This is a genomic window from Sulfobacillus harzensis (assembly GCF_012933365.1).
GTDB classification, from domain to species: domain Bacteria; phylum Bacillota; class Sulfobacillia; order Sulfobacillales; family Sulfobacillaceae; genus Sulfobacillus_B; species Sulfobacillus_B harzensis.
Genome location: NZ_JABBVZ010000022.1, coordinates 1 through 12,000 on the forward strand (window position 1 = coordinate 1; position 12,000 = coordinate 12,000).

Below are 12,000 nucleotides of genomic sequence, written 5' to 3' on the forward strand. Positions count from 1 at the left end.
CGGTCGCAGAGGTCCCGGGATTTCACAAAAATCAATGAGAACAACAGGTTTCACACAAAAAACTAAGGTAGGAGGATGCGGCTTTCGGGCCTCCTGTTGGCCAATTCCCAGGCAACGGCGAGTCCGATGATTCCTCCGCCTACGATGATGATCTCGACTCTTGATTCCATACTAGCTCTCCTTACGACAGACCCAACGCTTGAAGTCCGACACTCACGACCAAGGCGCCAACCACGGCGAATCCCAAGTTGCGCGTTCGCCAGCTAATCAGGCCGGCCGCTACGATGGCCGCCATGGCGGGGACGGTAAAATGGGCCAAGTCCTCGACCATAAGTGTAGCGAAGGCGGCGGGAGCGACGAACCGCAGCCACTGGACAACGGCTTTGGGCAAGGGATGGCGGCTGGCTAACATCCATGGAAGACTCCGCTGCGCATAGCCGAGCGCGCCGACAATGACCAACCAAGACCAGGGCATCAGCCGTCCTCCCGGCGCTGGCGGAACCATCCCATCGTCGCTCCGCCCGCGATAGCTATCACCGCATAGGCTTCAGGCCAATGCAGAACCCGTCCGATCAGCGCGACGACCAGCGCCGTACCGGCGGCAAATATGTCTGCCCGTGCCTTGATGTGGGGAATCAGCAAGGCGAGAAACAGTGCCGGCAACGCTAATCCCAGCGCCGGCAGCAAACCGTTCGGCACCAGACGGGCACCCAATGCACCTACGACCGTGCCAAAAATCCACCCGCCATACAAAATGAGGCCCAGCCCAAAAAACCCCCGCTGCGACACCTGGCCGCTAATAGCGGCCGCGTACAGTTCATCCGTGAGAAAGTAGCTCATCACCCATCGGTACCACCGCGGCCATTGAGGTCGTTCTGCCTGGAGGTGCGGTCCGTAGAGCATATGTCGGAGGTTTAATGCCAAGGATACAAAAAAAACCACCGCGAACGACGGATTGAGCACCATTAGACCTAACAGTGCGGACTGCAAGGCGCCCGAATAGATTACCAAGGACAGGCCCAAGATGAGAGTTAACGACCAATGCAGCGAGGCCGCCAAGGCGCCGATGGCAATGGCCGCGGGGATATAGCCGAATAGAGCGGCTGCCATCATGGCCGGACCGCTCCTTGGCGGATCGCCTGCCAGATAACCTGCCAGGCGGCTTGAGCTCCCTTAATCACGGCGTCCGAAACGAACCCCGGCCTCCAACCATGCGTTAATTCATCGCTGACCACCATCAGCGCCGCCACCTGCAACCCGAGTGCCGCACCTACATGAAAATAACAACTGGTTTCCATGTCTATCAACGCTGCCCCTTGGGAGCGAAACGCGGCGAGCTTGGCTGCGGTTTCGCGATAGATGGCATCTGTGCTGCAAATAGCCGCCGGGGTCTTATGCAGGTAAGGCTGAAGTTTTGCCAAGAGATTGGGGTTGGCGTGCCCCCAACCAAAGGCGCCATAGTGGCGGGACGTACCCTCGTCGCTCCATGCCCGGTCAATGAGCGCAACATCCCCCAGGTGAAAGAGGTCAGTGAGACTGCCGGCGTAGCCCAAGACCCAGATCCGCCGAGCGCCAAGCGCGTTGAGCTCCTCGATGACTGAGGCTACATGAGGGGCGCCAACCGGCCCGCGAATAATGGTGATGCGGCCGTCGGAAAGTACTGGCCGGGGAAAAATGGAGAGCTTGGGGGGCTCCAGGTCCCAGTCCGCGATGTTCTGGGGGAGGCCCGCGTAAGTGAGAATCACATCCTCACCGATTGCGAGATCAGCTCGGGTGGCGTGGCGCTCATTCAAAATGTAATCGATGAAGTGTTGGGCTGTAACATGAGTCTCCATTTGCGCAGGTCCTCCTTGTGTTGGGAGGATCCATTCTCCGGCCGATGTCCGGAATCCTTCGTTCCGGGCAGCAGGAATCCAGCGCCTTCAAAGAGAATGGCAAGCCCTGGGGAGGGATCGTGTGGCCCAGGCTCTTTTTCATGGATTGGCGCTGGCACTCGCACTGATTTTGCCGCTCGGGCCGCAAAATACTTTCGTGCTAACCCAGGGGGCCGCGCATTCACGGTATCGCGCAGTGCTTCCGGTGGTGTTGACTGCGGCCCTGTCCGATACGGCTCTAATTACCACGGCCGTGTTGGGGGTAAGCTTGGTCATTTTGGCGCTGCCGATTCTTCAGACGCTCTTGACCCTCGTGGGGGTAGGCTTTCTGGTTGTGATGGGGTACCACAATTGGCGGGACATGCCAAACGGCGCCGATCCGGAGGGATCAACCAGCGCCGCCTGGCCCCTTCGCCGGCGGATTCGCTACAGCCTTAGCGTATCCTTGCTAAACCCCCATGCCATTATGGACACGGTGGTGGTTATTGGCAGCGGAGCCGCCTTGTATGCGCACGCCTCGGAAAAATTGAGCTATGCGTTGGGGGCGGCGCTGGTGTCTTGGGTGTGGTTCTTTGGCCTTTCGCTCGCTGGTCGGCAAATCGGACGCTGGGGACGACGGGCCCGCAGCCTGTCCATCATGAACAAGGCGTCGGCGTTGATTATGTGGGTTATTGCCGCCAAATACTTGTGGCAATTAATTCAGATTGCCATGGGCAGCTAATAGTTGAAACCGCCCCAGCCACCATTACCCCATCCGCCGCCATTGCCGGCCCAGCCACCGGAACCCCAGCTGTAACTATAACCATATCCCATGCCGCCGCTATACCCTTCAGAGCCATCGCCGTATCCGTATCCGCCGTTTGAAGGCCAAGGCACGGTCGACGATCCGGGGTTGATTTGGATGGTTCCCGGGGCACTGCTTTCCCCCGATGAGGGCAGGCTGCCGTAGACGGTATTCACGGTGATGTGGTTTTGACCGGAAAAGCTGGCCGGCTGGGCCAACAGCTGCCCGTTCTGACTATAGAGCGCCACCGTTTGTAGTGAGGCCGGATTCATTTTGCTTAACGGCACTCCGTTGGCGCGAACCCCAGTCATGGTGGTGCCGGCGACCGGAGCCAGGGGAGCCACGCCGCTGTTGGTTGTGGGAGCCTCCGTAATCCAGTCTGCCGAAGTTTGGATATCGGCAGCTTGGGTGGCCGACAACGAGATGACTTTGTCAATCAACGGCTTGGCCTGGCCTTGTGCGGTCAGCAATAGCCGCCATTGGCCATGTCCCGCAGGTTCAATTTTTGCCGTTACTTGTGTCCCGGCCGGTACAGTGGCCGACTGCACGGCCGCCGACGGCAACTCTTCCCAGAACACCGTGGTGGTCGCTGCCCCTTGACGGTTGGGCGTGGTGATAGTGCCGATCTGAATCAGTTGGCTAGACTGCATGCCCCCGAGACCAATCCACTCGGCTACTGAGCTGTTGGGGTCAGATGCTGTCTGCGCAAACGTCGGGGCTTTCCAGGAAGCCTGGACGCTTGTCTCATGGCTTCCCTCCTGGACCACGCCCGCCCAATTGTAGGAGCTGGCGGTTGTGCCAGACGGGGCCGGGCTAGGAGGCCCTCCGAGGCCGGTCGAGCCGTCCTGACCCGTTTGTTGTGGGAGCGGAAAGATCTGGTTTGGCGACCAGCCCGTGGTGGTTGTGCGGACGGTAATCCGAGGCAATTCGGCAGTCCGGTAGTTTTGGATAATCACAGGCAGGAGGTGGGAAGATAGGCTGTAGGCGCCTAATGCAAGTGCGCCAAGTCCTGCCACGGTGATCAATCGACTGACTGGCATCAGCATCCCCGTCCTTTACATCCCTTTTGCCCTTTAGTAAACCACCAAATTGTTGCCAAATCGTTTCGGGATAGATTTTCCGTCGGTGGGCGTGAACGGGACAATGAGGGGAAATAGACGATCGAGTGAGGGAATGGTGAAATCTGGTTGGACCGTCGAGGGACAAAGGGGATCGAGCCGATCCAGTTCTTGGCCCGGGACGCCTAATAAAATACCTAGCCGGTGACTTCGCCGGGCAACCAGCACGTCGTGGAACAGCCGGTCGCCAACATGCGCCAAACCAGGGCTGACATCTGCCATGATGGCCGGCGATGGCTTGGCAAACCCTGCTCGGTCGGGGGTGATAATCGCGTCAAACCAATAGTTCCAGCCGAGGGCATCAAGATACGGTTTTTGAAAGCGCCATAAACCATTCGTGACCAATCCCAGTCGGATAGGCAGGCGGCGAAGCTGCATGAGGGTGGCCTCAGCGCCAGGAAGAACGAGTGGCCGCAATGCCGATTCTTGGGGACGTGGTGGATCAGGCAACGGGGTCAATCCCAAGTGGTTGGCAATGTCAACCCAGTCGAAGGACGCGACCCAATCTCCGGCGCGCCAGCGGCGCTCACCCTCGAGGCGAAACTGCCCCCAAAGCGACCGCCAGTCGGTACCTTGGCGTATGGCCTCTGCGTCCAACCAGGGACGGAAGTGAAGCCGCCAATAGGGGTTTTTCACCAAGGTGTTGTCAAAGTCAAAGGTGACCCACGGCGTCATGCGTCACGCCTCTGGTAATGGATTAGACCGTTTCTTTCAACGGCAAGGACGAGGCCCTGACCGGTTAAATACTCGAGGTGGGCTAGCGTTTCCCCAATGGCGAATCGGAGTTGGTAATCGTCCAAGGGGCGGCGTGAAAAGAGCCGAGGCGTGAGCTCAAAGGCGTTTTGCGAACCAGATTCCAACAACGCAAGTATCTGGGCGCTCCGCTTTTCATGGTGCTTCTCAAGTTCTTGGATGCGAGCTCGAACATCGGCAATGCGTTGTTCGTGGGCCGCCAATCCGATGACCGGTCCGAGTGTCTTCAATTGGCTCAAGGAGTGTAAATAGCGTTGCAATGGGTTCGGATCGGCCTCCGGCCAGAGGCTCACATTAGGCGTGATGCGGGCCAGCACCTGGTCGCCGGTGAATAATGTTCGGGCTTCCGGCAAGTATAGAACGCCCTGATGGTCGGTATGCCCGCCTTGCTCAATAAAGGTGAGCGTGGTGGAACCGATGGTTGTCGTTTCACCATCATGCAGCCGCTGGAACGACTCGGGCAAAACCAGCGTTTGACGCAATAGGTCATCTAGCCGCAGCCAACTATTGACCAACAAAGACGGCACCCCGTGGCGGCCGTAAAATCGGTGAACGATGTCTTCATGCTGAGCACCCGGATTCAGATAGCGTTCCGCTGTGTCGGCGTCGCCGGCCATCATGGCGACCGGGCACTCGAGCTGTTGGCTCAACCAGGCGGCTAGTCCTACGTGATCCGGATGGCAATGGGTGATGACGATGAGGGCGGTCTTGCCCCGGTCGAGCTGATGCTTAGCGATAGCGTCCGCCCACGCATTGCGGGCGTCGGGTGTATCCATGCCCGCGTCCACAATGACCCAGCCGCTTCCGGTGTCAATCGCGTAGCAGTTGGTATATTTGACCGGTAGAGGAACCGGAATCGGTATTTCAATGATGGTGGCGACATGGGAGTTAGACATCGGGCCACTCCTTTTGTTTGATCTCGTCAAATATATTTTAATACAATCGTCGGGACGATGGTGAATGAAAAAATTACGCATAAATATACAATAGTGTGGGGGCGAAAACGCGACATTTCTTCTTGATTTGTGTATAATTGTACTATTATCTCAGTTTCACCTAACTTTGGAACGAATTCGTTCCTTCCGCGACTCATCTGGTTCCTCATGACACGACATCAAGTCCAGCCAGTCGGCCGGATCTTTTGGCATATCGTTTTCGTGTCCCTTAAAAGGAGGGCGGCGCATGCTACAGCGTATTGTAAATCCTGTCGAATTTGACTCATGTGCGGTTTTCGCCGCCGTATTAAAAAGCCCTGGCGTTTCAACCCGCCCTCTTTGGATTCAAGCCCTACAGGCGTTAGAGACCATGGAGCATCGGGCCGGATGGATTGACGGTGCCTCGGACGGCACTGGGCTTCTCACGGAGATTCCTTGGCACGTGTGGAAACACCGCGGGGTTGGGAGAAGTGAGCGTCCTTTGCTGGTCAGTTTGGCGCTTTCCATGGGCGAGGAGCGTATGGCCCAGGAGGTCATGCAGCATCTGGCGCAAGAAGGGGGGCTTGTCTACAGAGGCGGTTGGTTGGATGTCGCAGACCAAGATCAGGGGTTATGGTCTTTCGCCTTGCTGCCTCGGTCTGGTGCAGAGGTCCATGCCACCGACTTCTTGGAACGGTTGGAAGAGCGTTTCCCCGGACAGGTGGCTGCTTTTGGCGATCGGTTGGCTGCCTTTAAGGGGCGCATGGCCAGCGCGGAGTTATACGCTAAAGCTGAGAAGTATTGGGGTGCTCAATTTCAGCCTCGTTTGGTCGTTGGACACAATCGCTTTTCAACCAACACAGCTACCGATCTAAAGCGGGTGCAACCCTTTTTGCGCCTAGCCCACAACGGCGAAATCAACACCATTGAACGGATGCGGCAAGAATTAGCCAGCCTCGGAGTGAATCCCGTCGCATCTGGCAGCGATTCACAGTCTCTAGATAGGGCCATCGCGCAATTGGGCGGCCTGTGGGAACTATCCTTGGCCGAGGTGGTTCGCCTGCTGTCGCCCCCGTCGCCGGCCATCACCCGGCGCTGGCCTTCTTCATGGCAGGCCGCATGGACTCGTCTTGAGGGACTCTGGCAACCGGTTGTACAGGGGCCACAAGGCTTGATTGCCACCGATGGACGCTCACTGGTGGCGGCCGTGGACGCCCTCGGGCTTCGTCCGCTTTGGGTCTTAGAGACGGCGGAGGCCATCATTTTGTCGTCGGAACCCCACGTGGTCGGACCAGAACGGTGGGTGAGAGAGCCATATATGGTGGGGCCGGGAGAGGTGTTGGCCTGGTCCTGGGAGGATGCTGGGGATCTTCAATTCGAAGATGGCGACACTATTTTGGAACGGCTGGTGGCCCGCACCGAACGTCTCTCTGGGCCAACGTTGTGGGATCCGGCTGATGCTCGAGGCAAAGCAGGGGCTTCGGCCTCGGGCCGCTTAGCTGCGGATGGTTGGACACGCGACGATCTGAGTTTTCTCAAGAGCATCCGGGAAACCGGGCAAGAGCCGATTGGGTCGCTGGGATTTGACGGACCGCTGGCCGCGCTTTCCGATGGTGTGCCCACCATCGCTGATTTTCTGCAAGAAACGGTGGCGGTGGTGACGAATCCGGCTCTCGACCGAGAGCGGGAATCCGAGCATTTCCGCATTGATGTCCGGATAGGGGCCAGACCACGCCATCCGAATCAATCATCGGGGCCGGCAGTCACATTGCCTCATCCTTGGCTTGACGAGCCGGACCTAATACGGCTTGAGCAGGTTTTTCAATCCGGCATGGCTACGCTGCCCCTGCTCTGGCGTCAAGGGACCAGCGAGCTGCACGCGGCCCGCGATTTAGCCCACAAGGCTTCCCTTTTAGTGCGGCAGGGGACTTGCGTGGTGGTGCTGGATGACCACGATGCCTATCAGGCGTCCGAGACGGTAGCGCTTGATCCCAGCCTCGCGACCGGGGCGGTGATAGCCCAATGGCGTAAGGAGGGGTTGTTGCGGCACGCCTCCTTGGTGGTGAGAAGCGGCATGATTCGCCATTTGCATGACGTGGCCACGCTGCTGGGGCTGGGTGCTGCCGCCGTGTTTCCCTATGCGCTGTGGGAGCAGTTGGGAACCAACGGAAGGATAGACGTTTTGAACCACGGCCTCGAGAAGATTATGTCAACCATGGGCACGCATTGGCTGGCTGGCTGGGGACGGAATCTCTCGGCCATTGGCTTGCCCTGGGAATATGCGGAAGTGCTTGGTGTGCCGACTTATGCAGCCCCACGGCTTGAGGACTTTGAACGCGGACGCCAAGAGCTATTTCACGTGCGGAGGAAACTGGTTGACGAAAATCTCGCGCCCCGCTTCATTCCGCGAGCCAACCCGCGTATTTATAAGCTGTTGCACCAGCTTGTCGACGGGCGGTTGGATCGGATCGGCTTTCATCGCGCCGTACGGGATTTGGAACGGCAAATGCCCACGCAAATCCGTCACCTCATGCGGGTTCCGCCTGGCGATGGGACGCGGTCGGGTCGTGCGTCGCTCGCCGTCGGGAACCACAGCTACCCGTTGTTGATATCCTCGATGTCCTTCGGATCGCAAGGGGAAACGGTGTTTCGGGCCTATGCGGAAGCCGCTCAGCGCTTGAATGTACTGGCAATGAACGGTGAGGGCGGAGAAATTCCTGACATGATTGGCCGCTACAAGCCGTGGCGCGGATATCAAATCGCCTCAGGTCGGTTCGGCGTCAATGCGGCCTTGTTGTCCGGGGCATCGTATGCGGAGATTAAGATTGGGCAGGGAGCAAAACCGGGGGAGGGCGGACACCTCCCTGGAAAGAAAGTGTCTCCGCGGGTGGCAGAGGCGCGTCGGGCACAAGAAGGGGTCGATCTGATTTCCCCCAGCAACAATCACGACCTTTACTCGATCGAGGACCTAAAGCAACTGATTGACGAACTTAAGACGGTTAATCCCGAACTGAAGGTGGTGGTGAAGGTTCCTGTCGTGCCGAACATTGGCACCATTGCCGTGGGCATTGTCAAGGCGGGGGCGGATGTCATTACCTTGTCCGGTTTTGACGGTGGCACAGGGGCGGCGCGGCTGCACGCACTGCGGCATGTCGGCCTTCCAGCCGATGTCGGAATTCCGCTGGTTCATCAAGCCTTGCTCGAAGGTGGCGTTCGAGACCGCGTGGAGATTTGGGCGGACGGTGGAGTGCGCACCGCTGATGATGTCCTTAAATACATTCTCTTGGGCGCCAATCGAGTGGGATTGGGCACCATGGCCATGGTAGCCTTGGGCTGCACCATCTGCCGACAGTGCCAGAAGGATACCTGCCATGTGGGCATTACCACCCAAATTGAGAGTCGCGAGGAAGCCCAATCGCGCGGCTTGAAGCGGTTTGAGCCCCAGGAGGGAGCAGTGGCGGTGGAACGCTTGGTCCGCTACTTTGAAGCACTGGGAGAAGAGTTGAGCGAACGGTTGGCGCAATTGGGCTTTGCACGAGTCGAGGAGGCGGTCGGGCAATGGCGCTGTCTCCGTCAGTGGGGCGCCCATGAACGCTTGGATTATCTCGGTTGGATAGAGTCCTTGACGTTTGGATCTGCCATGCTTCGGGAAGTGAACGGCGCTGAGGTGATGGTGGAGGGTGCAGGAAACTGGACCGCGTCCACGGAGCCGCGCACCCGTCTCGCCGGCGTGGCACTCGCCGGAAGGCGTCATTCTGCGCCCCACCGGCTAACCATTAACGGTGTCGCTGGCCAGGGATTTGGGGCCTTTTTGACTGAGGGCCTGTCTTTGATGGCATTGGGAGGGGCGCAGGACGGAGTCGCGAAAGGTGCGTCGGGAGGCCGTGTGTGGGTGATGAAGCATCGAGGCATGGGCGGACATGTCGGGAAGAGCTTAGCCTATGGGGCGCAAGGGGGAACAATTGTCGTCCAAGGATCTGCCGATGCCCGTGCTGGGGTTCGCTTGGCTGGCGCTCGCATCATTATCATGGGCGACGGCCTTCCTGTCCCAAAGGAAGGGCAGGGCTGGCGAAGCGCGGCTATTAAGGGGTTTGGGTTTGAGTACATGACCCGAGGACAAGGACTGGTGCTAGCCGATCCGGGCCCTTGGCTAGCTTCCGGGATGACCGGCGGGGTGATCTATCTGTACAAAGATGATGCCGCCGGACTGACCGAAGCATGGCTTCGATCCCGCCTTGCCCAGTCAGCTCGGGTATCGTTGACGCCGGTGGTCGAACAGGATGAGGCTTCCTTACGCGATTTGCTTGGAGAGGCTGAATCCGCCCTCCGCCATACCGAGCAGCATGAGCGGGCTGACATCATCCGGAGATTGGCAGGCGATCCCCTCGGGCACTTTCTGAAAGTGGTGCCAGAGGTTGCACAAACCGATCAGGAGGTGTCCACCGAATAGATTGCGGGTCTGCGGATCCGGTCACATGTCGCGGGTGTGTCCGGATCCGTAGGCGATGGTTTTCACGGTGGTGAGCGCCTCGGGACCCATAGGGCCGCGGGCATGAAGTTTTTGCGTGCTGATTCCCATCTCCCCGCCGTAGCCGAATTGAAAGCCGTCGGAAAACCGCGTGGAGGCGTTCCAATAGACGACGGCTGCATCCACTTGGGCCAAAAATCGTTGACCCGCCGAATAGCTGTTGGTGACGATGGCTTCAGAATGGTGGGATCCATAGCGGGCAATGTGATCCAAGGCATCATCCAGGCTATCGACCACTCGGGCGGCTAGGTGAAGCCCGAGATATTCCTCTTGCCAATCGGCTTCGGTGGCTTCCACGGCGTCCGGGACCAGGGCCATGACCTCGGCATCGCCATGCCAAACGACGCCATACGGGGACAAACGCTCATGGGCTTGAGGCACCCAACCATCTTTCACGGCCCGGTGAATCAACACGGTTTCGAGTGCATTACAGACGGCGGGGCTTGAGATCTTGCCGTCTTGCAAAATGTTGAGCGCCATTTCCCAGTCTGCCGCTTCATCCACGTAGAGATGGCAGTTGCCAACCCCTGTTTCGATAACGGGCACGGTCGCTTCAGACACCACACGCTGAATGAGTCCTGCACCACCGCGGGGAATCAACAGATCGAGTCCTTTCAGATGCATGAGCTCTTGTGCCAGGCTCCGATCGGGGTCATGCAGAAGGGTCACTAATGCTGAGGGCCATCCCACATCCTTCAGGGCTTGATGCCAAAGGGATGCCAAGGCCTCATTGCTGTTGTGGGCCTCGCGTCCGCCGCGAAGCAAAATCGCGTTGCCGCTTTTGATCGCCAACCCTGTCGCCTCTACGGTGACACCGGGACGGCTCTCATAGATGATGGCAATAACCCCCAGGGGCACACGGGTTTCTTGGAGAATCAAGCCTCGGGCCGTCTGCCAGCGACGGCCCGCCCCGAGTGGGTCGGGGGCTTGTCGCAGCGCCGCGAGACTTTCTCTCAGCCCAGCCAGCTTCTCCGGTGTAAGCTTAAGACGCGCAATTCTCGGAGGATCGAGATCGCGCGCCTGGGCTTCGTCAACATCGCGGGCATTGGCGGCCAGCACCTGGTCTTGATATGTAACCAGTAGATGTTCCATGGATTCTAAGAGGGCGTTTCGCTCCGCCAGTGGCGTCATCGCGAGAACTTGCCCAGCCTGTTTGGCGTCAGCTAATTGTGCCGTCAGCATGACAAAACTCCTTTCGTGCTTCGAAGCGGGTGGCCAGGTGGTAACGGCCTGTGCGCAACCAATCCCAGACCTCTGGATGGCGGCCACTGGTCAATATGGTTTCAATGCCAAACTCCTGGGCGAGTGCGGCCGCGGCCAACTTTGAGACAATTCCGCCCGATCCCAGTGGACCCGGGTTGCCCGGACCGAATTGAGACAAGTGGTGTTCGGTGACCCAGGCGAGGCGGGCAATGCGGCGCGCTTTGGGGTTGGTTCCGGGATTGTCGCTATAAAGGCCATCAACATCGGACAAAATGACCAGCTGATCAGCGCCCCATACGCGAGCCACGCGTGCGGCCAGCACGTCATTGTCGCCCACATGGCACTCCGTGGCATCATTGCCATTAATGAGCGGAACGATGCCGGCTTCAGTTAAATCGTCCAATGTGGAGGTGAGTTGAGTGGCGCGCCCAGTCTCCTCGACATCTGACCCTAGCAGCATTTCGGCACTGGGATACGGTAGCAGCGCGTCTTGGTAATAGGCCATGAGGCGGGTTTGACCGAGCGAGGCCAATGCGGATCGGCTTAGATGGCGGCTTTGCGGTAGCGTCCTCCCGAGAGCAACCGCCCCCGATACCACTAGCACCACACGTTGATTGTCCTGCATGAGTTGCTTGACCCCGCGGCTTATGGATACCAATCGATCGCGATCAACTTGCCCTTGAACATCCATTAAAGTCGAGGTGCCAATTTTGATGACGCGCCGCATCCCAATCCCCCTCACTATGATGAATAAATATACAATAGGTGGCATCAAATTGCTACCATGATCTTCGCTTCAGTCATGATTCCCGAAACTATGGGCGTC

The 12,000-nt window shown here is 58.5% G+C and carries 10 protein-coding genes; 2 read left to right on the top strand and 8 right to left on the bottom strand.

Annotation, left to right across the window (positions count from 1 at the left end; all coding sequences use genetic code 11):
- Window positions 1-181: 181 nt before the first annotated feature.
- The 3 genes from HIJ39_RS08455 to HIJ39_RS08465 are packed head-to-tail and all read right to left on the bottom strand — an operon-like array spanning window position 182 to window position 1,835.
- Window positions 182-475, bottom strand: coding sequence for an AzlD domain-containing protein (locus tag HIJ39_RS08455; RefSeq protein WP_169098643.1), 294 nt, complete (start codon window positions 473-475; stop codon window positions 182-184).
- On the bottom strand, window positions 475-1,113 hold the full coding sequence (locus HIJ39_RS08460; RefSeq protein WP_169098645.1) for an AzlC family ABC transporter permease: 639 nt from the start codon (window positions 1,111-1,113) through the stop codon (window positions 475-477). Before HIJ39_RS08460 ends, HIJ39_RS08455 begins: the two co-directional genes overlap by 1 nt.
- Complete coding sequence (locus tag HIJ39_RS08465) at window positions 1,110-1,835, bottom strand: phosphorylase family protein (protein ID WP_169098647.1); 726 nt, start codon at window positions 1,833-1,835, stop codon at window positions 1,110-1,112. Before HIJ39_RS08465 ends, HIJ39_RS08460 begins: the two co-directional genes overlap by 4 nt.
- A 121-nt stretch (window positions 1,836-1,956) precedes the next feature.
- Here HIJ39_RS08465 and HIJ39_RS08470 point away from each other — a divergent pair, with 121 nt between their 5' ends.
- Entirely contained in the window at window positions 1,957-2,595 is a 639-nt protein-coding gene (locus HIJ39_RS08470) for a LysE family transporter (protein ID WP_169098649.1), read from the top strand.
- Here the strand turns inward: HIJ39_RS08470 and HIJ39_RS08475 are convergent.
- From HIJ39_RS08475 to HIJ39_RS08485, 3 genes are read right to left on the bottom strand one after another with little or no spacing between them, the layout of a single operon-like run.
- Window positions 2,592-3,698 carry a G1 family glutamic endopeptidase gene (locus tag HIJ39_RS08475; RefSeq protein ID WP_169098651.1) on the bottom strand — a complete coding sequence of 369 codons (1,107 nt, stop codon included), beginning with the start codon at window positions 3,696-3,698 and terminating at the stop codon, window positions 2,592-2,594. The two genes, HIJ39_RS08470 and HIJ39_RS08475, sit on opposite strands and share 4 nt — an antisense overlap.
- Window positions 3,699-3,731: 33 nt before the next feature.
- A complete protein-coding gene (locus HIJ39_RS08480) occupies window positions 3,732-4,451 on the bottom strand; it encodes an HAD family hydrolase (protein ID WP_169098653.1) in 720 nt (239 codons plus the stop codon).
- Complete coding sequence (locus HIJ39_RS08485; protein WP_169098655.1) at window positions 4,448-5,425, bottom strand: MBL fold metallo-hydrolase; 978 nt, start codon at window positions 5,423-5,425, stop codon at window positions 4,448-4,450. The genes HIJ39_RS08480 and HIJ39_RS08485 overlap by 4 nt, the downstream gene beginning before the upstream one ends.
- A 286-nt stretch (window positions 5,426-5,711) precedes the next feature.
- Between HIJ39_RS08485 and HIJ39_RS08490 the strand changes: the two genes are divergently transcribed.
- Complete coding sequence (locus HIJ39_RS08490; RefSeq protein WP_169098657.1) at window positions 5,712-9,893, top strand: glutamate synthase-related protein; 4,182 nt, start codon at window positions 5,712-5,714, stop codon at window positions 9,891-9,893.
- 21 nt (window positions 9,894-9,914) lie between these two features.
- Here HIJ39_RS08490 and HIJ39_RS08495 read toward each other — a convergent pair whose 3' ends face one another.
- Window positions 9,915-11,153, bottom strand: coding sequence for a glutamate-5-semialdehyde dehydrogenase (locus HIJ39_RS08495; protein ID WP_169098659.1), 1,239 nt, complete (start codon window positions 11,151-11,153; stop codon window positions 9,915-9,917).
- On the bottom strand, window positions 11,131-11,901 hold the full coding sequence (gene proB / locus HIJ39_RS08500) for a glutamate 5-kinase (RefSeq protein ID WP_169098661.1): 771 nt from the start codon (window positions 11,899-11,901) through the stop codon (window positions 11,131-11,133). Before proB ends, HIJ39_RS08495 begins: the two co-directional genes overlap by 23 nt.
- Window positions 11,902-12,000 lie beyond the last annotated feature (99 nt).